The sequence below is a fragment of the Enhygromyxa salina genome, assembly GCF_000737335.2.
GTDB classification, from domain to species: domain Bacteria; phylum Myxococcota_A; class Polyangia; order Nannocystales; family Nannocystaceae; genus Plesiocystis; species Plesiocystis salina_C.
The window spans coordinates 80939-104741 of the sequence record NZ_JMCC02000089.1; the positions used below are offsets into that span (position 1 = coordinate 80939).

The window sequence follows — 23803 nt, forward strand, 5'->3', positions numbered from 1 at the left end:
ATCAGGGCAGCGCCAGGACGCAGTCGCTTGCGTCGCCAAAATTGTAGCTGGGGACCTCGTTGGCATACAGCTCCGACAACGACCGGTAGGTGAGGTAGCCCGAAGCGTCGAAGCACTCATCGAGGCTCAGGTCCCCGTGCAGCATGTCGCCGACCCCGTCGACCTCGGTGATCGTCCCGAGCGCCCGCCCCTCGTTGGTGGGGGTCCACAGCATGTCGAGCTGCATGCGCTCTTGCTCGGGGCCGCTCCAGCCGTAGGGGTAGGTGTCCCACTCGCCCATCAGCGCGAGGTGGAAGCTGCCCGAGCCGTCGCCGGCCTTGTGATACTCGTAGGTCTCGTCGCTGCGGAAGTGATCGTCTTCGAGGTAGCCGGTCCGGTTGGCCTCGAAGCCGTCGAACTCGAGGTTGATGGTCTTCTCGCCGCTGTCGACGTGGCGCTCGAACTCGATGTTGATGTCGCCGGCGTAGCTCCACAGCAAGGTCATGTCGAGGTCCGGGTGGTTCTCGATCGTGTCGAAGTCGATCCGCATGTTGCCAAACCGCAGGTCGTCCTCGACCGTGAGGCTGCCCTCGGCCATGAGCTCGAAGTCCGCGGCGTTCTTGGTGCCGCGCGGCGCGACCAGAAACTCGAAGCTGGTGTCCATGTCCGTGCCGGTGATCCGCACCAGCCACGCGACGTCGCGCCCGGCTTGATCATCGAAGGGGCCATAGATGCGCCAGGTCCCTTCGACGCCGCTCTCGCGGTGGTTGCTGAGGAACTCGACCACGTAGCCGCTGGTCTCGACCACCGTCGTGACCCAGCCGTTGACGTGGTCGGTAGTCTCGTTGATCAGCCACCACGCGTCGCCGTGGATCTCATCCGCTCGAAACCCGCTCGACGGGATATCGATGCTGACGTCCTCGGTCTCGAAGAACACACCGTCATAGCCACCAAACAGGCAGCCGGTGGTGGGAGCCACGGTCGCGAGCAACACACCAACACCAAGCAGGGAGGGGAGCAACGAAGTCTTGCGGGCCATGACAGATGCTAAGTACGAATCTCGCGCCAGGTATGACGGACATGCAATTATAAGTAAAATCAAACACTTATGCTGGCAAGCCCATGTCGGTGGGTGTCGCAACCTGTCGGGCGTTGTGATTCGCAACGTGGTCACTCGCCACGTTCCGAAGCTGCCCAGCTTACTCATCGAGGCCGTCGAGATTGGTGGGCAGCAGGCCGAGCTCGGCGAGTGAGACGAAGCTGTTGTCGGTGATGACGATGTGGTCGAGGACCGGGACGCCAAGGAACAGACCGATCCTCGCCATGCGCTCGGTCAGGAGCACGTCGGCCTCACTCGGGGTGGCGTCGCCGCTGGGATGGTTGTGGGCGAGCAGGCAGCTGTGCATGCCGCCGCGGAGCAGCGGCCGAAACAGCTCGCGGGGGTGAACCTCGACGCGGGTGAGGGTCCCGATCGCCACCGTGCGGACCAGCCGAACCCGCTGGCGCGCGTCGAGGCCGACCACGATGAAGTTCTCTTGCGAGGCGCCGTGCAGGATCGAGCGCAAGAACAGCTCGGCGTCGCGGGGTGTCTGCAGCTGCCGACCCCACGGGAGCTCGAGCCGATCGATGCGGCGCTTGAGCTCGACGGCGGCCGCGAGCGCGGTCGCAGAGGCGTCACCGATCCCGCTGATCCCGCGCAGCTCTTGGGGGCACGCGCGCGACAGACCCGCGAGGCCCCCGACCGCATCGAGCACCCCGCGAGCGCGGTGCAACGCCCGTCCACCACCGAGCAACAGCGCGATCAGCTCGACGTCGGCCAACACCGCGGGCCCGTACAGCAACATGCGCTCGCGCGGCCGCTCGCCAAGCGTGCAGAGATCCGGCTTGGATTCAGCGTCGGGTGCAGAGAGATCGGTGACCAGCTCGAGGTGCATCACCGACTGACATTCGAAGCGCGTGCCAGGACCTGATACCCATGATCTCGACGACTTGTGCGAGACCACGTCCACGTGGGTGGCCCGCTGGCGGGACACTGGCCCGTAGCCGGGCCACCTGAGTCAGCGAGACGCAGGGTCGAGTCGGGGCGTCTGGGGGTAAAAGAGAAAGCGAAGCGTTCCCCCAGACGGCCCGACCAAGGGGCCCGAGCGCAGCGAGGGTGTCGACGCGCGCGGAGGCGAAGCCGAGCACGGGTCGAGTCGGGGCGTCTGGGGGTAAAAGAGAAAGCGAAGCGTTCCCCCAGACGGCCCGACCAAGGGGCCCGAGCGCAGCGAGGGCGTCGACGCGCGCGGAGGCGAAGCCGAGCACGGGTCGAGTCGGGGCGTCTGGGGGCTAAATAGCCAGTAAGATCCCCAGCGTGACTCCGGCACAGTTCGTCGAGCAGCTCGGGCGCGTGCGCGTGTCCGCGATCCTTCGCGCCAACGATCAACGCAAGGCCAGCGAGGCCATGTCCGCGGCGCTGCGTGGCGGGTTCGAGATCATCGAGTTCACGCTGACGATCCCCGGCGTCTACGAGCTGATCTCCGAGTTCTCGCAGCGCGAGGGTGTGATCGTTGGAGCCGGCACCGTGCTCGACGTGGACCAGGCCCGACTCGCGGTCGAGGCTGGCGCCCGCTTCTTGGTCTCACCGGTGGTCGACGAAGCGGTGATCGCTGCGGCCGGGGCGTTGGGTGTCGCGGCGATGCCCGGCACCCACACACCCACGGAGATGTTCCGCGCGCATCGGGCCGGCGCGCAGCTGTGCAAGCTGTTCCCGGCCCCTGCTGGCGGTCCAAGCTGGCTGCGCTCGGTGCTGGGACCGCTCCCGTTCTTGAAGGTCGTGCCCACCAACGGGATCGACCTCGAGAACATGGATCAGTGGTTCGCCGCGGGTGCGTGGGCGGGAGGGTTCGTGGCCAGCTTGTTTGGTCCCGACGTCGACGCAGGCAACTGGGATGCGATCGAGGCCCGAGCCCGCGCGATCGTTGCCCGCGCCCAAGACGAGGGCAACAAGCCTCAGCCCACGTGATCGCAGGTATCATCCCCCCATGCGTTTGACTTTGCTCGTGCCCGCGCTGGCGCTGCCCACGATCCTGCTCACAGGATGCCCAGGGATCGATCCTCCCGCTGGCGGCCCGCCCTGCGAGGACGACCTGACCATGTGCGAGGACGGCACCTCCAAGTTCGTCGAAGATCCAAGCTGCGAGCTGAGCGGCGATCTCGAGCTGCAGCTCGGCGAGGGCCAGGATGACTTTTCGCCGCTCGCTGCAGATCAGCCCCCGCAGACCTACAGCGGCTTTCAGGGCGGGCAACACTTGTGGCTGGGCGTGCGTGTCGTCAACGCGGACCTCGAGCGCCCGCTGCTCGAGGTCCGCGTCAGCATGAAATACTGCGAAGAGAACTGCGACGACCCAAGCAACTGGCGGACCGACAACGTCCGCGAGCTGGTCGCCGACTCGAACACGCTGACCACCACCAGCGACGGCTGGTACGAGCTCAGCAGCGTGCTGGTCCAGGTGTTCAACTGGTCGTTCGCGGCCAACCAGCGGATCGAGATGCTGGTCACCGATCCCTGCAGCCGCCAGGGTTACTTAGTCCACGAAACGAGCCAGTAGGCTGTGTCAGAGCTGCTCGGCGAGGTAGGCCGTCTCGCCGAGGCGCTCGATCAGATCTAGCTGGGTCTCGAGCCAGTCGACGTGGCCCTCTTCGGAGACCAGCATCTTCTCGAGTAGCTCACGGCTGCCGTTGTCGGCGTGGTCACGGCACAGCGCGATGCCACGGTTGAACCGCTCGATCGCTTGATACTCGACGTCCAAGTCGAGCTTGAGCTGCTCCGCCGGCGTCTCGCCGACGTTGACCTTGTTGTAGCGCTGCAGGTTGGGAATGCCCTCGAGATACAAGATGCGATCGATGAGCTCGTCGGCGTGCTTCATCTCGTCGATCGACTCGGCGCGAACGTGGGCGGCGAGCTTGGTCAACCCCCAGTTCTGCAGCATCTTGGCGTGGATGAAGTACTGATTGATCGCAGTCAGCTCCGCGGTCAGCACCTCATTGAGCAACTCGATGATCTCTGTTTTTCCCTTCATCTCGGCGGCACCCTAGCAAGCGCAGCAGCCCTTTCAACGGGCGTGGCGAGGGGTGCTCGAGCTGACGCGGACGAACTCGAACGGCATTTTCAGTGTCGGTTGGGCGACGCGATCAAATGAAACTGGCTTTCAAGATCGGGCGTCGCCCAGGTGCCCGAGAGGTGCCCGAGCGCGGTCGCGCAGCTCAGGTCGAGTCGGTCGCGGCCTGGTGCGCGTGACTCTGGGTCGTCAACATCTGCCGGATCTGCCGGACACAAGATTTGCAGTCCGTGCCCGCCTGGCAGCACTCCTGGATCTGTCGGACGGTGCACGCACCCCGCCGGATTTCCTCGGTGATGCGGCGGTCGGAGACGCCTTTGCAGATGCAGACGAGCATGGTGGTGACCCTGTGTGGCGGTGACTTCGGCATTGAAAGTCGTTTTCAACGCCAAGATTTTTATAGCGGTGTCGACCCGGCCGGGCAAGCGTTGAATTCCTCGTTCAACATGGGGGCCCTCGCGGGCAGAATTTGCGAGCGAGAGCGCCTCGGGGCGCGGGGACGCGTGGACCACGCCCGTCTTTTTGCCGCCGCCGAGGCCCGTCGGCGCCGGGATGATGGCCGGCGCCCCGTCTGGTCGATATGGTCGGCCGATGCCGACACGGCGCGCCTGCTTGCCCTTGCTGTGTGCTCTCGTCCTGCTCGCGGGCTTCGCCTGCGACGAGGCGACGAGCGATCCAGCGGCGACCCGCCAACCGAGCGCGCCCGCTGTGGCTGATCCCCCGCAGGCCGAACAACCCGAGCCGACGCCAGAGCCGCCAGTCGAGGTCGCCGAACCGACACCGCCGGTCGTGCCCGAAGGGGGACCCCGCTGTGATCACCGCGAGCACGCGACCAAGCCTGGGGGCGAGCCGCGGCGGGTGTGCATCGACTACACCGACCACAAAGGCGCGATCGAGCCGCGCTGCTTCGAGGGCGTCGAGCTGAGCGAGGAGCCGTGTCCACGCGAAGCGGTGATCGCCAGCTGCAAGCTGCCCGCGACCGGCGTTGCGATGGTCTACTACGAAGGCGCCGACATGGCCCGGGCCAAGCGCGACTGCGAGACGATCGACGGAACCTTCGAGGGCTGAGATCAGTAGGGCTTCTTGCGGTCCAGGGCGCGGCGCTCGGCGACGTCGATCAGGCCCTTCCACAGCGGCTCGAGGCCCATCGCCTCACGGACTTGCTGCAGCGTCGCGTAGGCGACTTCGCGCGCGCGGATCGTGCCGTCGACGAGGATCTCCTCGACCAGGCCTTCATCGGCCTCGAACGCCGCCCGACGCTCGCGCAGCGGGGCGAGCAGCGCCTCGGTCTCCGTGATCAGCCGATCGTGGACGGCGGCGTCGCTGAGCTTGCCGGCCTGGTGCGCGGCGTGCATCGCCTTCGCCTGCCCGTCATCGTCGTCACCGTTGCCGATCAGCGCGTCGATGAACCCCCGCAGCCGCGCACCGCCAAGCGTCCGCAGCTTGCTGGCGACCACGTCCGCGGTGTCACCCAAGTTGATCGTGTTGCCGGCCGACTTCGACATCTTGCTGGCCGCCGGCCCGTCGGGGCCGATCCCCGGCAGCATGGGGACCCGCGAGGCCCGCCCCTCGGGCAGCGGAAACACCTCGGCGTACATCTCGTTGAACGACTGCGCGACCTCGCGGGCGATCTCCACGTGCGCGAGGTTGTCACCGCCAACGGGGATCAACTGCGCGCGCGCCATCAGGATGTCGGCGGCCTGCAGCACCGGGTACCCGAGCAAGCCCAGCGACATGCGCTCGTCGTCGACGCCCGCGACCTTGGCCATCTGCGCGATGCTGGCGAGCGAGCGCAGATGCGAGGCCGGGATCAACATCTGCAACAAGATCGCCAGGTCGTAGACCGCCGGGACCCCCGACTGCAGGTAGATCGTCGACTTCTCGGGGTCGATCCCAACCGAGAGCAGGTCGAGCACGACCGCGCGAACGTTGCGGGGTAGCTCGGCGATCCGATCCCGCTCGGGCCTGGTCGTGAGCGTGTGCAGATCCGCGACGATCAAGAAGCACTCGTGGCTGTCTTGCATGGCCACGCGGCTCTGCAGCGAGCCAAGCAGGTGACCAAGGTGCAGCGGACCGGTCGGGCGGTCGCCGGTCAGCAGTCGGTCTTTTTGCGCGGCGGTGGACGGCAGGGATCGCTCGGGCATGCCGGGGACTTTAGACCCCCATACAGACCTTCGCACTTCGCTGCTCGGGGCGCTCGCATGCGAGCGCACGTGCGGCCCCCCGGGAGGGGGATCCGGCTTGTTCTGGACCTTCGCACATGGCCCGCTGCTGGCGTCGTCTTGCCGGTTGCACCCGAAACCAGCACACTCCGCCGCGTGCCGCGAGCCCACGTACTGTTGAGCGAGAGCATCCACGAGTCCGCCGATCCTGCGTTCGAACGGGCGAATATCCAGGTCCACCGCAGCGCCGCGGGGCTGGCGGATCAAGAGCTGATCCAAGCGCTCTTGGCGATCCCAGGCGACGAGCCGGTGCTGCTGGGGATCCGCAGCAAGACGCAGGTCCGCGCTTCGGTGTTCGACGCCGTCCCGCGTCTGGTCGGGGTCGGGGCGTTCTGCATTGGAACGGACCAGATCGACCTCGAGCACGCCCGGGTCGGCGGGGTCGCGGTCTTCAACGCGCCGTTCTCCAACACCCGCTCGGTCGCCGAGCTGGTGATCGCCGAGATCGTGATCTTGTCGCGGCAGATCTTCGGGCGCAGCTGGGCGGCTCACGAAGGCGAGTGGCTCAAGGACGCCAAGGGTGCCCACGAGGTTCGCGGCAAGCGGCTGGGGATCATCGGCTACGGCCACATCGGCTCGCAGCTGAGCGTGCTGGCCGAGGCCCTGGGCCTGCGCGTGAGCTACTACGACGTCATCAACAAGCTGCCGCTCGGCAACGCGAGCGCGGTCGACAACCTCGACACGCTGCTGCGCGAGTCGGACTTTGTCACCCTGCACGTACCGGACACCGAGCAGACCCGCGGGATGATCGGCGCGGCCGAGCTCGCCAAGTTCAAGCGCGGCGCCTACCTGATCAACGCCTCGCGCGGCAGCGTCGTCGACCTCGACGCGCTCGCGGCCGCGCTCGACGAGGGCCAGATCGCCGGCGCCGCGATCGACGTGTACCCGAAAGAGCCCAAGGCCGCAGGTGATCGGTTCGAGTCGCCGCTGCAGGGCAAGCGCTCGGTGATCCTCACCCCGCACATCGGCGGTAGCACGCAAGAGGCCCAGGCCAACATCGGCGTCGAGGTCAGCGAGGCGCTCGCGGCCTACATGACGACCGGACGCACGACCAGCTGCCTGACCCTGCCCGCCCTCGATGGCGCGGAGCTGCGCGGCGGCTGCCGGCTGGTCAACATCCACAAAGACGTGCCGGGCGTGCTGTCGCGGGTGAACCATGTCGTCGCCGATGTCGGGGTCAACATCACGGGACAGCACCTGGTCACAGGTGGCGGCAATGGGTTGTTGCTGATGGACCTCGACGTGCCGCGCGAGGATCCGCGGGCCAACGCGCTGCGCGAGGGGATCGCCAAGCTGGATCAGTCGCTGCGCACCCGCCTGCTTGGGTGAGTTCGAGCGCCCGCGTGGTGGATGCCTGAGCGAGCTGACTAGCGCCGCTCTAGCGCGAGCCGAACTTCAGGGTGAGCTTGGATGGCTCGCCACCAGGGTCGTACTTGCCGGCACCCTGGGCCCACGAGTTGAGCTCGCGCTGGGTACAGTCCGCGGCCGCGCGGTCCTGCTTGCGCAGCTGGGCGTCGTCGATCGTGACGTTGGCGATCGCGCCCGCGGCGTCTTGTTCGATCATGCAAGTGACCTGCGTGCCCGACTTTGGGGCGCTGGGAACACACGCCTCGACCCGCTCGAGCTTGGTCTTCAACTCGCGCTCGAGCTTTGGGTTGGCTGGCGTGATCGTGAGCTCGATCTTGGTCTTGGTCTTGGAGTTGGCTTGGAGAGACTTCTTGGCGGGCTCGGGGGACGGGTCTGGCTGGTCGAGCGCGCCCAGGTCGGGATCGGACCCCGGGACCGGCAGCTGCGGATCCACCGAGTCCGGTGCGGGCTTGGACGCAGGGATCGGTGCGGTCAGCTCGTCGGGAGCCACGCCCAAGCGCACGGTCTGCATCTCGACCTTGGGCTGGATCATGAAGGTGGACTCCAGCATCCGCGGTGTTGGTGGAGTCGGCGTGTCGCTGACGTCGTTGAGCCCGGCCACCACTTTCGCGGTCTCGCCCGCGAGCTCGGACGCCACGGAGGTGTCGACGCGAACCCGCGCTTGCACGGCCACCGTGGGGCACTTGAAGCGCAAGGTGTTGCCGTTCTCGACCTTGAACTCGATCTGCTGGCCCGCAGGCAGCTCGAGCGTGATGTACTCGCTGTTGATCGCGTTGCCGCTTGGATCCGTGAGCTCGATCCGGCAACTTTCGCCGCCGTCGATCGCATCGTCAGTCGTGAGCGCGCCGTTGATGAACAGCGCGGTGGTCAAGAACGCCAGGCCAAACGCGCCAACGACCAGCAGTCGCTGGACCTGGCCGCGAGACCAGGACCGCTTGCGGCGCTTGGTTGCCGGCTGATCCGTGACGATCAGCGCCTCGAGGCTCTCGCTTGCGATGATTGGATTGACGACAGAGAGCGCGTCGCGGCTGTCGTCGTCAAAGGTGCGCAGGGTGCCAAGCGGCGCGGGGCGGATCTTGGGTTGGTCGCTGAGCCGCCGGTAGAGATCATTGCGCTGATCCGGCATCCGGTAGTGGGTGGCGCTGCGCAGCGGCATCGGCACGCACTCACCGATGTCGTCTTGGTCGAACACCAGCGGGATGAACTTGCGGTTGCGGCCCTCGGCGTCGTGGATCTCTTGCAGGCTCAGGTGTGACTCGAACTTGACGGCCCGGTTGGCCCGATGCCCGCGGGGAACCTCGCCCTCGCAGCGCTCGAGGTAGCCGCGGGTACACGCGATCAGCACGTACTCGGACTCGCGCATCTGCGTGTAGACCCAGCGCGGCCAGCCTTCCTCGGGGGACTCCTCGAACTGATCAATGTGGGCATCGATGCCCTGGGTCCGCAGCCACTGCGCGAGCTCGAGGACGCGCTTGGCGTGCAGGGGGGTGTCGTCGCTATAGCTGACGAACACGCGCGGTGGTTGATCGTCCACGGTCGTTCAACGCTACCACCACACCTCCCCTGACGGCCGCTAACAGATTGAAAAGCGTGGCGCTTTGGTCGTTGGGACAGTGGCCACCCTGCGGCCGGCACTACGGGGTAGAGGCGACCACAGACTCGATGAAGTCGAAGCGCGCCTGCCAAGCCTCGACGATGCGCTCTTGGCCTTCTACGTGGTGGCCCTGACCCTCGACCTCGAGATAGCTGACGGACTTGCCTGCAGCCTTGGCCGCTTCGACGAATGCACGCGAGCCAGCGACGGGGACCCGCCAGTCGTTGGCGCCATGCAGCAGGAAGATCGGCGCGGCCAGCCGCTCGACGTGGTTGATCGGGCTGCGATCTCGAAGCCGGGCCAGATCTTCGGGGACTGCTGGATCGCCAGCCTCGAGCACGACCCAGTCGGGGATGTTGGTCGCGTCGTGGAACGCGACGATGTCCGAGAACCCGGCCTCGGCCAGCCCAAACCCAAACCCGTAGGCTTCGTTGCGGTCGTTGGTCTCGGGCGGAAAGGTCATCGCGCGCATGGTCGCGTAGCCGCCGTGGCTGCGACCGTACACGCCCACGCGAGCGCTGGGGATCCCGAGCTCGGTCTCGATCCAGCGCGCGACCCAGAACAGATCCACGATCTCGTCGCCGCCCAGGTCACGATCGTTGAGGGCCGCGAACGCCTTGCCAAACCCAGACGAGCCGCGCACGGCCGGCGAGACCACGGTGATCCCCGCGGCGCACAGCAGGTGGTCGTGGCGGGTCCACTCGTTGTCGCCCCCGTAGAACGACCGCACCATCGCAATGGCCTGGCCGTCGGGTAGGGGTTGCTTGGGGCGCAGCACGAACGCGTGGAGCAGCGTGCCGTCGAAGCTGGGGATCTTCACCGCTTCGGGCACGCAGCGGACCAGCTCGGACTCCAGCGCGGCGCTTGGCCGGATCAGCGTGTCGTTGTGGAGAGAGAGCTCGCCGTCGATCTTGGAAAAGCTAGCGAGGTTGGCCTCGTAGACCTTGTCGGGCGCTTGCTGGGTCCACACGGCGCGGCCGTCGTGGGCGTCGAGGATTCCGATCTTGCCGGGCGCCGCGGCGTGGCCAAGCACCGCGCCCGAGCTCGCGTCGAGCAGCTCGAGGGTGCTGCCGGCCGGGGTCCCGTGCGCCACCAACACCGCGTGGGTCGAGCCAACTTGCAGCGACGCAGCGCCAAGCAGCTCTTCGGTGTGGTGGGTCAGGCGCTTGTGCTTTCGGGTCCGCCGCGACCAGCTGTAAATGTCGCCGTAGCCGGCCTCGTTCGAGACATACAGGAGGTGCTCGCCGGCCCAGCCCTCGAGCACGTCGGGGCTGCTGCGCGGCACGTTGACATCGGTGATCGGCGCGAGCCTTGGCGGCTTGTTCTTGGCGTTGCGCAGATCCACCTCGACGATCTGCACCCGCTTGCGATCGCCTTGGACCTGGGCCGAGAAGTAGATCTGCTGGCCGTCGGGTGAGAAGTGTGGCGACGACCAGGTAAAGGTCAGCTCGGGGCTGTCACAGACGACCTCCTGATCGGCGCCCTCGCGGGTGGGGTCCTGCGCATCGAGCAGGCGCAGGCAGGTGCGGTAGGGCGCCTGCTGACCGGTGCGAGCGAGGTAGGCGATCTGCGCGTGCCCGTCGTCCTCCGAGAAGCCCCAGCCGTACACGTAGTCGGCGTTTGTAATCTGGGTGGGTACACGCTGCGCGAGCGGGGCCGCCAGGTCGATCCGCCACAGGTTCATCTGCTCGTCGTTGCTGGCGTCGGCGTGGAGCCACAGCGTGTTGGTGGCCGGGTGGATGCGCACGCCCCAGAGGCTGCGCGTCGACCAGTCGACCTCGCACACCGCTTCGGCGCCGTCGATCTCGAGGGGCGTGGCCGCGGCGCCAGCTTGGGGCAGCGGCAGCGAGCGCAGCACGTAGCGCTCGCCGGTGTGCATGAAGAACATCCGACCGTGCTCGAGCTTGGGGTTGAAGTTCGCGTACGGGAAGCCCTCGAGAAAGGGCGAGAGATCGACAGACCGATCGAGGAAGCTGACCGTGGTCGGGCTCGTCGGCTCGCTGATCTCGGCGGCCTCACCCTCGAGCGGGGCCGTCGTTGGGTAGGGCGTGGCCGGCGTGGGGGGCACGCAGGCCAGCAGCGGCATGGCGAGGACGAGTCGTGAGCAGGTGCGAGCGAGGCTCGGCATGCCGCATCGGAGCACCTGCAGAGCCAAGCGTCAAACGCCCGGGCACGAGTGCCGCACACCCCAAGTCCGCTCCGGGTCGAGGTCCACGAGAAGAACCCGCCGAGTGGGGCGCTGCTCGAGCAGGCGAGGCGCGAGGCGGCGCAGCGCTGGTGAGAGAGCTACACGTGAGCCGCTACGAGCAGGCGAAGGCCGAACTTGCTCGAGCGACATCGAAGCCGAACTAAAGCGCGTCGGTGGACGGCGCAATTGAGCTCTGGATGATCTTGGACACCTGCTCGATGGCAGGCGAGGTGACGGCCCCGCGACGCCAAACCAGGCGATACGTCACCGTCCCGAGCTCGGGGACCGGTACGAGTGCGACGCCCTTCGGCGCGGCACACGCTCCGTTCACAACCGCCACCCCTAACCCGGCCTTGGCAAAGCAGAGCATTTGAGGCCAGCCGTCTGCATCAATAGGCGCTTGGGGTGAGACTCCGACGCTGGCGATCGCCCGCGTGACTGATTCTCGTTGTTGGCGTCCGGCTGGTGCGAGTATCAACCGCTCGCCGGCGATATCTTGCAACCTCAATGACTTCCGACGACCAAGCGGGTGCCTCGTGCGGATAGCAGCACAGACTGGCACGGTGAGCAGGTCGCGCACGACCAGCCGACGTGGCACCACATCGAACACGCCCACCGCCAGCTGCGCAGACCCCAAAAGAACCGCTTCGAGAGCGCGAGGACCCCCGAGGGTCAGCAGCGACAGTTCACCATCAAATTCCACGCGACAACGTTGAAGCGCCTTTCCGAGCAAATAAAGATAGGACCCTTCTCCTGCAGCAAGGGTGACTCGCTCCGCAACGCAGCCGCTGATCTCCTCGGTGAAACGCGCAGCCTGCGCGAGCATGTCCCGCGCGAACGCTGCCAGCTGGATACCTTGCGCCGTCAGCTTCAACGCCTTTCCCTGTTTCTCGTACAGCTTGACGTCGAGCAGCTCCCCCAGTTTCCGAACTCGTTCGAACAGAGCTGGCTGAGAAAGGCCGATGCGCCCCGATGCGTGCGTAAAGCTCTTGGCTTCCGCGAATGCGACGAACGCGCGGAGCAGATCGTCGCTAAGTATCGGCTGCACAGATAGAGTATCCATTGATACTAGTTTACACCGATATCTGGCTTCTTAAGCTGAGGGTATGAAACAGACGAGTGAAAGCTGGTGGCAGGCAACCAAGACCGACGACCACAAGCTGGTCGCGTGGCTGTACAAACAGTATCGAGGTGAGATCGGCGCGGGCCAGCGCATCCGCGCGCTCCGGGATCGCTACGCTCTCGCGACTGGGCTGCCCGCGCGCACGCTGACCAAGATCGCCGCCCAAGAAGATCGCCACGCTCAGTGGATCGCCGGGCTGCTTCAGGCTCGCGGCCACGCGCCTGAGGTGAAGCCCGCGAAGGAACGGTACTGGCGCGCGGCACTCGAGTCGTTGCACGACCTCGAGACCGGGTGCGCGATCGGAGCCCACGCCGAACGGATGCGACTCGAGCGGATCGAGGTCATCGCCAACGACCCGGAGGCTCCTGCTGATGTCCGCGCCGTGTTCGCGCGAATTCTTCCGGAAGAGCGCTTCCACGAGCGGGCGTTTCGAAGCCTCGCAAGTGAAGCTGCTCTAGCGGCGACCGCGGGCGCCCACGCGCTAGGCCGAGCCGCTCTGGGACTCACGCCATAGCGGTCACTACCGGCGATTGCACCGAGTCACCCAAGTCTTTCTAGTTCGACGTGCACTCGACCATTTGGGTGCGAAACACCAGATCGAGGTCGGGATCGCCGTTGGCAGAACCACCGGGATAGGGGTTGGCGTCCGCGAAGGCCATGTGAATGACCATCTGAACTGGCACCACGACGCGGAAGCTGTAGACCTCGCCAGCGGCCAGCGCGATCGGGTCTGGAAACGTGAACTCCTGCAGCTCGAGGGGACCGGGCGCGAGCATGACCTCGAGGCTGCCGAGCAGCGTGCCGCCGATGCCTTCGCCGGTATAGATCTCGATCGTCGCGGGCGAAGGCATCGGCGTCACGGGTGAGGTCAGCTCGATCGCGAGCTTGGCCAGTCCACCCCCAAGCCCAACGGTGAACGACTGCCACTGATCCTCATCGCCACCTGCGAACCCGGCCACGAGCTGGGACTGGTCGCTGATCGGGTTGCCAACGGCGTCGCAGATGCAGCTCGCGTTGTCGACCTCGGCCATGTGGTTGAAGTTGCTGGCCTCCGGCACGGTGCAACCAAAGCAGGGCGACTCGCAGACCTCACCGTCAGCGCTGTAGTCGGGGTCGTCAAAGCAGGCCACGCACGGGAGAAGAGCGAGGACGAGGGCGGGGATGCGCGCGCGAGAGGTCATGTCCTGGCGAGCGCGCAAGCTATCACATCGCCCGCCTGTAGAACTGGGCTCTAAATACCTGTGACCCCAAGGTCGCCTCACCGATATGGATCAACTGGCGCGCTCAGCAGCGCTCGCTCGAACCGCTCGAGCTCGGAGATCGTGCGCCGGACTTCGGTCCACACCAGGTCCAGGTTGGGAGCGCGCGCGTAGACGACCTGCTCCCAGACGTCATCGGTGCGATCGCAGCCGAACAACAAGCGCCGAAACGGCGCGACCGAGAGACCGAGCTCCCCGAGCAGCCGCCGCTCTTTGACGCCAAGTCGCCGCAGGGATCGCAGCCACTCCCAGATGGCCTGGCGGACTTCGTAGAGGGCGGCGTCGTACTCGTCGCAGCGCTGACGCCGAGCCCATGGGGTCTCGGACAGCAGCGGCGCGCGAATCCTGCGGACGGGGGTCTCGAGCTCGAGGCGCAGCCGGTGGGTCTGGCGAGCGAGCGCGGCCAGCTGCGGGTCGAGGTGCTCGGGGATCCGTGGGGCCTCGTCGTTGACCCGCTCGAGCTCCTGCAAGATCTGCTGCTCGCGCTGGTGTCGACGCCACCAGCGATAGCCGACGTAGATCGGCGCAGCGCCACCGGTGACGGCGACCGCCCAGCTCACCGCCGCCCCCCCGTTGCCCCTGGGATTCGCCTGCCGTGAGCCAGCCGGGCCGAGCAGAGGAGGGGCGAGCGCACCTCTACACATTGAACGAAGTCGGCGCCTTGGCCAGCCTTTGCGCGAGCTTGGCGTCCCCACTCGAGCAGGTCCTGCACACCTACACGCTCACGGGTGTGTATGCTGGCGCCCGTGAACCGACCTCGCAGCGGCATGTTGATCGCGGTGTTGCTCACCGCCTGCTCACAAGACGGCGCCTCGAACGCCTCGGCTGGTGGCGCCAAGTCAGGCGCTGGTCAAAAGACCACTGCCGACGCACCAGAGGTCAGCGGGCCCCAATCCAACTCCGAGGGCGTCGAGCTGGGCCAAGTCAAATCGACGCCGTTGATCAACCTCAACGCGCTGGTCAACAAGACCCCCGAGCAGGTCGACGCGGTGCTCGGGTCGCCCAAGGATGTCGGCACGGATCGGATCTCGTGCGTGCGCTTCGTGCCCGAGCGAGTGTTCTTTGCGTGTGAGCAGGAGATCCGCGTGTACGAGCACCAACAGTTCGAGCAGATCCGAATCGAGTTTGAAGATGGCCACGCGGCGATGGTGGCGATCTCTGGGTTGCCGGGTGACGGCGCGTTTGAACCGACCGCCGCGCTGGCCTCGGTTGGCGTGACGCTGCCGGGGACGCCGTTTCATGACAACCCCGCGCTGGGCATGGGTGGGGACCCCAGCGATGTCGTGGATCGCTGGGAGTGGGGCAACAGCAAGGCGCGCCTGCGGATCGATGAGCTCGAGTTTCGCGTGCGGCTCTCGGTCGTCAACAATGACTGGCGGCGGGCAAAGCTGGAGTTGATCAACAACCAGCCGCTCACGGACGAACAGTCCGCGAAGATCAAGCTGCCGCGAGGCGCCGAACCAGCGCCCGAGGTCAGCGAGCTGCAGGAGTAGTTCTTCAGGTCAGCCGCGCGACAAGCTCGGGCACCCACTGTGAGCCTGTGCCCTGCAGCCACAGGCCGCTGCCGCGCTTGGCTTGATCCAGCGCGTGCTCGGAGAAGGGGTTGGGCTCGGGGTTGATGTCGATGATCCCGACCCCGCGCCGCAGCGCGACCGCGGCCACGTGATAGGGGATCGCGGCGGCCCCCGACGTACCCACGACGACGAGCAGATCGCAGCTCTTGGCGGCTGTCAGGGCTGACTCGGCCCGATACAGCCGCTCGTTGTAGCACTCGTCGAACCACAGAATGTGCGGGCGCGTGCGCCGACCATCTGGGGTTGTGAGCAGCTCCCATGCTTCGTCGCTGATCGGGTCGTTGCGGCCGAGGATCGGCATGCTCGCTGGGATCGGGATCGGTGTGTCGTCGCCTTCGATCGCGCGCATCAAGTCGGTGCTGCCGTGGACTTGGATCGTGCGCGCGTGGGTGCTGCCCGCGCGCAGGTGCAGACCATCCACGTTTTGCGTGACGAGCATGAAGCGATCCCCAAGCGCCTGCTCGAGCTTGGCCAGGGCCAGGTGCGCGACGTTGGGGGCGGCTTGGTTGCAGACGGCCTTGCGGTACAGGTACCAGCGCCACACCTCGCGGGGCATGTTGGAGAACGCGACCTGCGTGGCCATGTCTTCGGGGTGGTACTCCTGCGAGCCCACGGTCCAGTAGCCCTCGGGGCCGCGGAAGGTTGGGATCCCGCTCTCGGCCGAGATCCCTGCACCGGTGACCACGACGACCCGCTCGGGCCTGATTCGGGACAGCAGCGCGTCGAGCTCGGCTGCGCGCTCGCTGTCGTTCGTGGGGATCTTGGGTGCGGCGGCCATATCGAGGAAGTGTACATCATACACTTTGACCGGCTAGCCTCGCGCGCGGCCCCGCGACCGTCGCTGGCTCACATGCGTGATCAGCCTTCCCCACGGTCGGCGAGTCTGGGTATCATCCGCGCACGTGACGTGGGTCTACCTGGTGCTCGCCGCCGTCGCGGCGCTCGGCCTCATGCAGACGATGCGCGGGCAGATCCGCAGCCGTCGCTATCTCGCGAGCAGCCCGCAAGAGCACCCGCTGCAGCTCTCGCACCTTTCGTCCCCGCTGCAGGCGCTGGCCCGGGACACCCGCGCGCTGCGACTGAGCCTAGAGGGTCCGCTGCGCGAGGGGCAGAGCCTCGACGTCGCGGTCGCGCTTGGTGAGTTCGACGAGACCCAGCAGGTGCTCAACGACGCGGCCCGGGAGATCGGCGATTGGATCCACGCAGTCCAGCGCCTGAGCGCCAGCGACCAAGCGTACCTGCACGATGTTGGGGCCCAGAGCGCGCCGATCCGCTCGCTGTTCGAGGCCGAAGAGTGGTCGCTGGAGCGCAAGCGCAAGCCCGGCCAGCTGCCGCTACATGAACAGCTGCAGCGATTGGTCCGGGAGCTGACCATGTTCGAAGAGCGACTGCAGACCCCTCCGGCACCGTATCGCTAGGTGTCTACGAAAATGTCCGCAAGCGGGCGAGAAGCCCTCGCCCGAGCTGAAAACAGCTGGCTGCCCTCGGTGAACCTGTCTACGAAAATGTCCGCAAGCGGGCGAGAAGCCCTCGCCCGAGCTGAAAACAGCTGGCTGCCCTCGGTGAACCTGTCTACGAAAACGTCCGCAAGCGGGCGAGAAGCCCTCGCCCGAGCTGAAAACAGCTCATTGGAAGCCCCGTTGGGCCGAGCGGAGTGACAGCGCGGCGATCGTCAGCGACGGGTTGGCGGTCGAGCCCATGCTGAAGCTGCTGCCGCCGAGCACGTAGAGGTTGCGCATCCGGTGGTGCAGCTGGTCCGCATCGACGACGCTGGTCGCGGGGTCCGAGCCCATCCGCGCGGTGCCCAGGATGTGCCCCTCGCTTGCCCGCGGCGCTTCAACGGCGATCTCTTGCACGGGCAAGCCGGCGAACATGGTCTCGAGGTCTCCGGCGAAGCGATCGATCGCGCGCTGGGTGTAGTCCGAGTACCCGGTGTGCCGGGTGACAGGCTTGCTCGGGTCACGCTTGTCAACGCTGACGCGGTTGTGGGACTGGGGCAGATCTTCGTGGACGCCGGTGACCCGCAAGCTCTGGCGCCACCTTCCCTTGGCGATCCGCAGCCACGTGCGGGTGAAGGTCTCGAGCAACATGGCGGCGCGCTCGCGTCGGTGTTCACCGCGAGCGAAGCGATAGTGATGGCCGGTGCAGCTGGTGCTGCCGTTGAAGCCCTCGACGCCGTCGAGATGCACGAGCGCCTCCACGCCGACTTGCTCGTGGAGGTAGCGGCCGACGACGCCATCGTCGAGGCCCGAGCGCAGCAGGATGTGGGGATTGAACAGCGCGTTGGCGCCCAGCGCGATGACCTCGCCGGTCGCGGACGCGTCGCGCCGCGAGGCCACGCCCTTGGCCGACGCGAGCTGGTTGGGGTCTTCTTGTAGCCACTCGACGCCGGTTGCGATCTGATCGGCCGAGGTGATCGACTGCACGACCGCGCCGCAGCGAAGCTCGACGCGGGGATCCTCGTAGAGGTGCGCGAGGCCGTTGAGCACGGTGAACTTCGCGTCGACCGGGCAGAAATTGCAGACGAAGCTGGCGCAGCACGCCGCGCGATCCGTGGTGACTCGCGGTCGCGGGGGATCGTGGGCCCGCGCTGTGGGGCACACGTAGAAATCATCTCCGTGAACCGCGAGCAGCAACTTTTCTGGGTCACTGAGCTGGTGGGGTGAGTGCGGATACGGGCGGCTGCGGGGAAACGGCGTGTGATCGCTGGGACCCGCGACGGTCATCAGGTCTTCGGCGTCGCAATAAAATGGTTCGAGATCGTCGTAGCGAAGCGGCCAGTCCATGCCAACGCCGTAGCGCGAGTGGGTCTCGAAGTCTTCGGGCAGCAAGCGCGGCGTGTTGCCGTACCACATGTTCGAAGTGCCCCCGAACGACGGCGCGTACAACCAGGGCTTTCGTCCGATCCGCCTGAAGGTCCGGTCGCCGACGGTTCGCAGACCGTGGCGGATCTCGAGCAGCTCGGAGTAGGTGTACCGACGCCCGCGCTCGAGCACGAGGATCTTGGCGTCGGGCTTGGCGTGGCGCAGGTACTCGTGCAGGAAGAACGACGACGCGAAGCTGGTGCCGACGAGGATCAGGTCGTAGGACGCCATTGGGTTGGGCGGAGTATAGGCCGAGACTTGGCTGCCCTCGGTGAACCTGTCTACGAAGGTGTCCGCAAGCGGGCGAGAAGCCCTCGCCCGAGCTGAAAACAGTTCGCTGCTGTCGATGAACCTGTCTACGAAGGTGTCCGCAAGCGGGCGAGAAGCCCTCGCCCGAGCTGAAAACAGTTCGCTGCTGTCGATGAACCTGTCTACGAAGGTGTCCGCAAGCGGGCGAGAAGCCCTCGCCCGAGCTGAAAACAGTTCAGCGTTGTCGGTAGATGACGATCTCTTCGGCGTAGCGGCCGACTTGCTCGAGATCGCCGAGGCGCACGCGCCTGTGGAGGGACCTTCGCTCAGCGGGTGACAGCTCGGCCTCGTGAAGAACGAAGTAGTCGGGGGGCTCGGGAACCTGCTCGAGATGATCCCGGAAGTAGTCTCGGAAGTGGTAGAGCCGCGCGCGGGTCGACACATGGGGCCCAAGCGAGTCGGTCGCGGCGACCGAGGCGTCCGCAGGGATCTGCTGCACGGCGTCCGCCAACCAGGCGTAGCGTTCGCGCTGGTGATCGTCGAGCTCGCGGATCAGCGGCGCGTTGCCGGTCAAGAACGCCTGCGAGTGGCCAAGCGCACCAAGCCGATCACCCGCGAGCAACCCCGCGCAGACGAGCGCGGCCGCAAACCCAGCCAGCACCGGCCCGCGGCGTGTCGGCTCGAGCCGCTCGCTCACGTTGCGCAGCCCGAACACCGCGGCGGCGGCCATCGCTGGGAACGAGAACACCGTGTAGTGCAGGTAGAGGTTGTGAAGGTTGCTGCCAGAGCTGAGCGCCGTGAACGCCAGACCAAAGCTCAGGGCCCACAGCGCGCGGCCACCCACCACGAACAGCGCCAGGGTCGGCAGCGCGAGGGTGGCCATGTAGATCAGCTTGGCCGGCGTGAGCGCGTGCTGGATCACGAACCCGGGGTTGCTGAGCACGGTCGCGAGGATGTCGGTGGCGCCGCCGGTGTCGGGGTTGGGGATGACCTTGCTGAAGCGGTTTGCGTAGCGATAGCTGGACGAGGCGTCCGGCATGAAGATGCCAGGGTCTTGCATCAAGGCGAGCTTGACGAAGGCCAAGGTTGCCAGCGCGGCGAGGATCGTGAGCGCGGCCTGCCTGCGCCGGCCCGCGGCCAAGGCATAGATGCCCAGCGCGACGACGACGAAGGGCAGATCTTCGCGGGTCAGCAGCAGCGCGGCGATCATGGCGATCCACAGACCGGTGCGCCCGGTCTCGAGCGCGTACACGGCCCACACGATCATCGGCGCCGCCAGGGTCAGGGCGTGGAAGTCGAACAGCGAGACGCCGTGCAGCGAGGGGTGGCACAGCCAGGACAGCGCAAACACAACACCAAGCCAGCGCCGCGCAGGCCACTTGGCGAACGCATGATCCGCGAGCAGGTAGATCGGGATGGCCCCGCTGGCTAACCACACGACCTGGATGACGATCAGATTCTCGGGTCCGGGGGCGACCGCGTAGATCGGGGCGAGCAGCTGCAGGATCGGCGCGCAGTGGGCCGACGTGAAGGTCTCGCCGCGCAGGACGGTGGTGGTCTGCCAGTGGCCCTGCGTCGCGTGAAACAAGAGGTTGTCGAAGATCCCCATGTCCCAGATCCGCGACTCGAGGGCCCGGTGACGGATCACGCCGAGGCGGATCATCATCGCGCAGTAGCCGAGCAAGAGGGTGGCGAGGGTGATCGGCGGGGCGCGCTTGGATGCCCCAAGCCGGACGAGAAGATCGCGGTCGCGCAGCCACGGCCACGCGGTTGCGACCGACAAGCCGACCGCGCCCGCGCACAGCAACGTCAGGGTGACCACGAACAGCCGACGCGCGCGCTCGATCTCTGGCACGTAGAGCAGCGGGATCACGACTGTGACGGCGAGCGGGGCGAGCAGCAGAGTCAGGCGCCGCAGCGCCGGCTTGCGGTCCCCCGCGCGAGCGCCCACCCACAGATACAGGCCGCCGACGAGGATCGCGGAGCCGGCAGCCCAGACCAAGGCCGCCCATGGGGACGCGTTCTGTTCCAGCAGGTTGTCGAGCAGGACCGCTTTGCGATCGCCACGGGTCCACGCCCAGAGCGCCAGGCCCGGAGCGAACGCGTTGGCGAGCCCGAGCAACAACCATCGCAGCTCGATGCCATTAGGCGTGGACGCGGGCTCCGGCGCGGGTTGAGCTCGGGTCATGCCAGGTAAGCGATGTTGGCCCCGGGATGGGGCTTCAGTGCGTGTTGGCGAACACGGCCTCGATCGTCGTGGCGGTGAGGAAGCGGTCGATGTAGGCGACGAGCTGCTTCTCGGAGGCTTCGGCGATCTGGGCGATACAAGACGGCGGCAGCTCCCCGAATTTTGCGGTCATGAGCTTCTCGAGGGTTTCGGCGCGGCCTTGTTGCATGCCTTGTTGCATGCCCTTCTCGTGCAGTTCTTCGGCGATCGTCATGGCGACTTCCTCAGCTTCGGGGAGTTGTTCGTGGATCATGGCACGAAAATCGTCGAAGCGAACATCCCCGACGACCAACGCGATATAGCGAAACAGTTGCGCGAGCGCTTCGACCCCGTTGGGGGCTTTGTACGCGTCTCGAAACGTAGCGAACCAACCGAGCAGCTGGCGCTTGAAGGCCGCGGCGTTGTCGGCGTCACGAGCGTCGCGGCCGTCGCGGAGCAGCCACAACGCAAGCTTTGGAAAGCTTGCTAGCGCCCGCGCTTTGAGCGTGTCGTCGTCGAGCTCGTTGAGATCCACGACCAACAGCGAAAAGTCAGGCACCAGCTCGGCGAGCCCAGGGATCGACCCAGGCGGTGGATCGAACATCGAGTGGAATGACACCGGCGCGTTCCACCCATCAGGGGCGTGGGTGACCACAATCGCAACCACGAGCGGCAGCGGTCCGCCGTGCTGCTTGCGGTGGCGCTTCCACATGCCAATGAGGGAGGCGAGCATGCGTATCGGCATGTCGAAATCGCTGGTGCTCTGGTGCTCGAGCAAGAGGTACAGAAACGCCGGCTTGCCCGCGATCTGGACCGAAAACAGCAGGTCGCTGTGAGTCGCGGCAAGATCGTCGGCGATGAAGGATCCGGGTTGTGCGGTGACGGTGTCCCAGGAGATCGCGTCAGCTAGGGTTGTTGGCAGGATGCTGCGAAAGATCCCGCGAGCATGCTCGGGGTGTTCGAACGCAGCTTTGAACAGCGCATCGTGTGGTGTGTTGGTCACGTCGGGCTCAGTACGGGTGGGCGCCGCCAGGGCGGGCGCGGGCTTGGAAGGCTGTGGTGTGTACTGAGGGTTCGTCGTCATCCGGGGTGGATGTGATCCCGGGTTGGTTCGGGAATTTGCTGGCGATTGTAGGATGGCGGCGGTGCTCGATTCGCACGACCGCCCACACGCGAGCGATGGAGCCCGGCCAAGCCGGGCGGTGATCATCGGGCTGACCGCCCTGGGTCTGACCGTGATCGGGATCAACGCGTGGCTGTGCGACGACGCCTTCATCACGCTGCGCACGGCCAAGCACCTGGTCGAGGGCCGCGGCCCCGTGTTCAACGTGGGCTGGCGGGTGCAGAGCTTCACCCACCCGGCGTGGATGCTGACGCTCGCGCTGGCCTGGGCGCTGACCCGCGAGGCGTTCTGGACGACGATCGCGGTCGGGCTCGCGGTCAGCGGCGTCGCGCTTGGCGTCGCGCTTGGGCGCTGTCGTGGGTGGACGGGTGCGCTGGTGGTCGTGGCCGCGCTGAGCTGCTCGCGGGCGTTCGTCGAGTACTCGACCGCCGGGCTCGAGAACCCGCTGACGCACCTGGTGATCGCCGGGGCCGCGGCGTTGCTGCTGTCACGAGGCGATCCGCGGCGACGACTGCTCGCGGCCGGGTGGCTCGTCAGCGCGGCGTTCTTGTCGCGACCCGACGCAGTCTTGCTGCTCGCGCCGGTGTTCGTTCACGTGGATCGCTGCGCCCGCGAGGCCGGGCTGTCGCGGCGGCAACGGTGGTCGGCGTGGTTGCTCGGCGCGAGCCCTGCGATCGGGTGGGAGCTGTTCTCGCTGATCTACTATGGCGCGCTGATCCCCAACACGGCGGTGGCCAAGCTCGGCTTGGGGCTGGATCGCAGCGAGCTCATCTCGCGCGGGTTCGCGTACGTGTGGCGGGCAGCCACGCGTGATCCGCTGACCTTCGCGCTGGTGCTGGCGGGGCTCGTGATCCCGTGGTTGCCAACCCGGGTCGGCGCGTCGGGCTTGCGCCCGCTCGGGCGCGGGGCGGCGGCCTACCTGATCTACGTGATTGCGATCGGCGGCGACTTCATGGAGGGACGGTTTTTGACGGCGCCCGCGATGTGTGGGGCATTGATGCTCGGCCAGCTGCGCTGGTCGAGCCGGGCCGCGCTGGCCATGTTCCCGGCGTGCGTCTTGCTCGCGGGTCTCGGCGCGCGACATCCATGGTCGCCCGATGCCAGCTCGCCAGCGGCGGGCATACAACACGGGATCACCGACGAGCGCAGCCACTACGCCGCAGCATCGAGCGCGTGGGCGTGGCGACCCGGCCGCTCGATGCCCGATCACCCGTGGCGCGACGCCGGCGAAGCTGGCCACCCGGTCGGCGAGAGGTCTGGCGAGCGCGTGGTGCTGTTCTCGACCATGGGCTTTTACGGGTTCTTCGCGGATCCACACCTGCACATCGTCGACGCCTTCGCGCTCGGCGATCCCGTGCTCGCCCGGCTCCCGCCGGTCCGGCGGATCGACTGGAAGGCCGGGCATCTCCCGCGGGTGCTGCCCGACGGCTACCTGCGCACGCTCGCCGACGACCCCGCGCAGATCCAGATCATCGATCCCGAGGTCGCGCGGCTCTACGAGGCGGCGCTTCGCGTCCACCACGGTCCGATCTTCGCCCGCGGACGCGCCGCCGCGATCTTCGAGTTGATGAGCGGCCGCGCCAGCGCCAAGGTCGACGCCCGCCGCTATCGGCTCGCCGAGCTGGTCCCTGTTGACGCAGGGGTGCTCGCGCGCAGCCGCAAGCCGGTGCGGTTTCGCGACGCCGGCGTCGAGCTCGAGTTCAGCGCGCGGCCGGACGCGCTGGCGTTCACCCTCTCCCCGGGCCAGCGCTACGCGATCAGCTTCTACGCCGGTGACATCGAGCTCGAGCGCCGCGAACTCGAGCTCGTAGGCGAGCTCGACGACCCGCCCCAGCTCGTCAACCTCGATCCACCCACGCGGCCATTCGATCGGGTCCACGTGCTACCGCTGACGATGCACGGCAAGCGCAGCCTGGTGCTCGGACAGGCCCCGCCTCGTGCACGGCGCTGACGT

The 23803-nt window shown here is 66.9% G+C and carries 22 protein-coding genes; 8 read left to right on the top strand and 14 right to left on the bottom strand.

Going from position 1 to position 23803, the window contains the following annotated elements; translation table 11 throughout:
- Position 1: 1 nt before the first annotated feature.
- The gene (locus DB30_RS29240; RefSeq protein WP_052555112.1) at positions 2–1018 is read right to left on the bottom strand and encodes a hypothetical protein; all 1017 of its coding nucleotides are present in this window, start codon (positions 1016–1018) and stop codon (positions 2–4) included.
- A 160-nt stretch (positions 1019–1178) separates the two neighbouring features.
- Positions 1179–1913 (bottom strand): RadC family protein, encoded by a 735-nt coding sequence (radC, locus tag DB30_RS29245; protein ID WP_052555114.1) that lies wholly within the window; start codon positions 1911–1913, stop codon positions 1179–1181.
- Positions 1914–2332: 419 nt separating this feature from the next.
- Here radC and DB30_RS29250 point away from each other — a divergent pair, with 419 nt between their 5' ends.
- The gene (locus DB30_RS29250; protein ID WP_165704002.1) at positions 2333–2983 is read left to right on the top strand and encodes a bifunctional 4-hydroxy-2-oxoglutarate aldolase/2-dehydro-3-deoxy-phosphogluconate aldolase; all 651 of its coding nucleotides are present in this window, start codon (positions 2333–2335) and stop codon (positions 2981–2983) included.
- Between the two features lie 19 nt (positions 2984–3002).
- On the top strand, positions 3003–3569 hold the full coding sequence (locus DB30_RS29255) for a hypothetical protein (RefSeq protein ID WP_146661115.1): 567 nt from the start codon (positions 3003–3005) through the stop codon (positions 3567–3569).
- 6 nt (positions 3570–3575) lie between these two features.
- Here DB30_RS29255 and bfr read toward each other — a convergent pair whose 3' ends face one another.
- Positions 3576–4040, bottom strand: coding sequence for a bacterioferritin (bfr, locus tag DB30_RS29260; protein ID WP_052555120.1), 465 nt, complete (start codon positions 4038–4040; stop codon positions 3576–3578).
- A gap of 184 nt (positions 4041–4224) precedes the next feature.
- Positions 4225–4449, bottom strand: a complete 225-nt coding sequence (locus DB30_RS43235) for a (2Fe-2S)-binding protein (protein ID WP_146661117.1) — start codon at positions 4447–4449, stop codon at positions 4225–4227.
- 221 nt (positions 4450–4670) lie between these two features.
- Here DB30_RS43235 and DB30_RS29270 point away from each other — a divergent pair, with 221 nt between their 5' ends.
- A complete protein-coding gene (locus DB30_RS29270; RefSeq protein ID WP_052555122.1) occupies positions 4671–5147 on the top strand; it encodes a hypothetical protein in 477 nt (158 codons plus the stop codon).
- 2 nt (positions 5148–5149) lie between these two features.
- Here DB30_RS29270 and trpS read toward each other — a convergent pair whose 3' ends face one another.
- Positions 5150–6223: a tryptophan--tRNA ligase gene (gene trpS, locus DB30_RS29275; protein ID WP_052555124.1), complete on the bottom strand. Its 1074-nt coding sequence runs from the start codon at positions 6221–6223 to the stop codon at positions 5150–5152.
- Positions 6224–6397: 174 nt separating this feature from the next.
- Between trpS and serA the strand changes: the two genes are divergently transcribed.
- On the top strand, positions 6398–7630 hold the full coding sequence (gene serA, locus DB30_RS29280) for a phosphoglycerate dehydrogenase (protein ID WP_240480357.1): 1233 nt from the start codon (positions 6398–6400) through the stop codon (positions 7628–7630).
- A 49-nt stretch (positions 7631–7679) separates the two neighbouring features.
- Here the strand turns inward: serA and DB30_RS29285 are convergent, their stop codons facing one another.
- The 3 genes from DB30_RS29285 to DB30_RS29295 form a co-directional block, all read right to left on the bottom strand.
- Positions 7680–9203 carry an SEFIR domain-containing protein gene (locus tag DB30_RS29285; protein ID WP_052555128.1) on the bottom strand — a complete coding sequence of 508 codons (1524 nt, stop codon included), beginning with the start codon at positions 9201–9203 and terminating at the stop codon, positions 7680–7682.
- 100 nt (positions 9204–9303) lie between these two features.
- Positions 9304–11391 carry a S9 family peptidase gene (locus tag DB30_RS29290; RefSeq protein WP_146661119.1) on the bottom strand — a complete coding sequence of 696 codons (2088 nt, stop codon included), beginning with the start codon at positions 11389–11391 and terminating at the stop codon, positions 9304–9306.
- A gap of 220 nt (positions 11392–11611) precedes the next feature.
- A complete protein-coding gene (locus tag DB30_RS29295; RefSeq protein WP_146661122.1) occupies positions 11612–12514 on the bottom strand; it encodes a LysR family transcriptional regulator in 903 nt (300 codons plus the stop codon).
- 43 nt (positions 12515–12557) lie between these two features.
- On the opposite strand from DB30_RS29295, the gene DB30_RS29300 reads away from it, so the two are divergent.
- The gene (locus DB30_RS29300) at positions 12558–13088 is read left to right on the top strand and encodes a ferritin-like domain-containing protein (protein WP_052555134.1); all 531 of its coding nucleotides are present in this window, start codon (positions 12558–12560) and stop codon (positions 13086–13088) included.
- Positions 13089–13128: 40 nt separating this feature from the next.
- Here DB30_RS29300 and DB30_RS29305 read toward each other — a convergent pair whose 3' ends face one another.
- Complete coding sequence (locus tag DB30_RS29305; protein ID WP_146661124.1) at positions 13129–13755, bottom strand: hypothetical protein; 627 nt, start codon at positions 13753–13755, stop codon at positions 13129–13131.
- A 77-nt stretch (positions 13756–13832) separates the two neighbouring features.
- Complete coding sequence (locus DB30_RS29310; protein WP_052555138.1) at positions 13833–14393, bottom strand: hypothetical protein; 561 nt, start codon at positions 14391–14393, stop codon at positions 13833–13835.
- Between the two features lie 186 nt (positions 14394–14579).
- Here DB30_RS29310 and DB30_RS29315 point away from each other — a divergent pair, with 186 nt between their 5' ends.
- Positions 14580–15326 carry a hypothetical protein gene (locus tag DB30_RS29315; RefSeq protein ID WP_146661126.1) on the top strand — a complete coding sequence of 249 codons (747 nt, stop codon included), beginning with the start codon at positions 14580–14582 and terminating at the stop codon, positions 15324–15326.
- 4 nt (positions 15327–15330) lie between these two features.
- On the opposite strand, the gene DB30_RS29320 is transcribed toward DB30_RS29315, so the two are convergent.
- A complete protein-coding gene (locus DB30_RS29320; protein ID WP_146661128.1) occupies positions 15331–16185 on the bottom strand; it encodes an SIR2 family NAD-dependent protein deacylase in 855 nt (284 codons plus the stop codon).
- Positions 16186–16309: 124 nt separating this feature from the next.
- On the opposite strand from DB30_RS29320, the gene DB30_RS29325 reads away from it, so the two are divergent.
- Complete coding sequence (locus DB30_RS29325; protein WP_052555142.1) at positions 16310–16825, top strand: hypothetical protein; 516 nt, start codon at positions 16310–16312, stop codon at positions 16823–16825.
- 207 nt (positions 16826–17032) lie between these two features.
- On the opposite strand, the gene DB30_RS29330 is transcribed toward DB30_RS29325, so the two are convergent.
- From DB30_RS29330 to DB30_RS29340, 3 genes are all read right to left on the bottom strand, one after another.
- Positions 17033–18502 (bottom strand): GMC oxidoreductase, encoded by a 1470-nt coding sequence (locus tag DB30_RS29330; protein ID WP_052555143.1) that lies wholly within the window; start codon positions 18500–18502, stop codon positions 17033–17035.
- A gap of 253 nt (positions 18503–18755) precedes the next feature.
- Positions 18756–20708 carry a DUF2079 domain-containing protein gene (locus DB30_RS29335; protein ID WP_146661130.1) on the bottom strand — a complete coding sequence of 651 codons (1953 nt, stop codon included), beginning with the start codon at positions 20706–20708 and terminating at the stop codon, positions 18756–18758.
- Positions 20709–20742: 34 nt separating this feature from the next.
- Positions 20743–21729 carry an Rpn family recombination-promoting nuclease/putative transposase gene (locus tag DB30_RS29340; RefSeq protein ID WP_052555147.1) on the bottom strand — a complete coding sequence of 329 codons (987 nt, stop codon included), beginning with the start codon at positions 21727–21729 and terminating at the stop codon, positions 20743–20745.
- A gap of 142 nt (positions 21730–21871) precedes the next feature.
- Here DB30_RS29340 and DB30_RS29345 point away from each other — a divergent pair, with 142 nt between their 5' ends.
- Positions 21872–23800, top strand: a complete 1929-nt coding sequence (locus DB30_RS29345) for a glycosyltransferase family protein (RefSeq protein ID WP_165704003.1) — start codon at positions 21872–21874, stop codon at positions 23798–23800.
- Positions 23801–23803: the final 3 nt, after the last annotated feature.

Coding starts and splice junctions, on each gene's coding strand:
- DB30_RS29255 (WP_146661115.1), top strand. CDS start 3,003: ATGCGTTTGACTTTGCTCGTGCCCGCGCTGGCGCTGCCCACGATCCTG.
- DB30_RS29305 (WP_146661124.1), bottom strand. CDS start 13,755: ATGACCTCTCGCGCGCGCATCCCCGCCCTCGTCCTCGCTCTTCTCCCG.
- DB30_RS29295 (WP_146661122.1), bottom strand. CDS start 12,514: ATGGATACTCTATCTGTGCAGCCGATACTTAGCGACGATCTGCTCCGC.
- DB30_RS43235 (WP_146661117.1), bottom strand. CDS start 4,449: ATGCCGAAGTCACCGCCACACAGGGTCACCACCATGCTCGTCTGCATC.
- bfr (WP_052555120.1), bottom strand. CDS start 4,040: ATGAAGGGAAAAACAGAGATCATCGAGTTGCTCAATGAGGTGCTGACC.
- radC (WP_052555114.1), bottom strand. CDS start 1,913: ATGCACCTCGAGCTGGTCACCGATCTCTCTGCACCCGACGCTGAATCC.
- trpS (WP_052555124.1), bottom strand. CDS start 6,223: ATGCCCGAGCGATCCCTGCCGTCCACCGCCGCGCAAAAAGACCGACTG.
- DB30_RS29300 (WP_052555134.1), top strand. CDS start 12,558: ATGAAACAGACGAGTGAAAGCTGGTGGCAGGCAACCAAGACCGACGAC.
- DB30_RS29290 (WP_146661119.1), bottom strand. CDS start 11,391: ATGCCGAGCCTCGCTCGCACCTGCTCACGACTCGTCCTCGCCATGCCG.
- DB30_RS29330 (WP_052555143.1), bottom strand. CDS start 18,502: ATGGCGTCCTACGACCTGATCCTCGTCGGCACCAGCTTCGCGTCGTCG.
- DB30_RS29335 (WP_146661130.1), bottom strand. CDS start 20,708: ATGACCCGAGCTCAACCCGCGCCGGAGCCCGCGTCCACGCCTAATGGC.
- DB30_RS29240 (WP_052555112.1), bottom strand. CDS start 1,018: ATGGCCCGCAAGACTTCGTTGCTCCCCTCCCTGCTTGGTGTTGGTGTG.
- DB30_RS29320 (WP_146661128.1), bottom strand. CDS start 16,185: ATGGCCGCCGCACCCAAGATCCCCACGAACGACAGCGAGCGCGCAGCC.
- DB30_RS29270 (WP_052555122.1), top strand. CDS start 4,671: ATGCCGACACGGCGCGCCTGCTTGCCCTTGCTGTGTGCTCTCGTCCTG.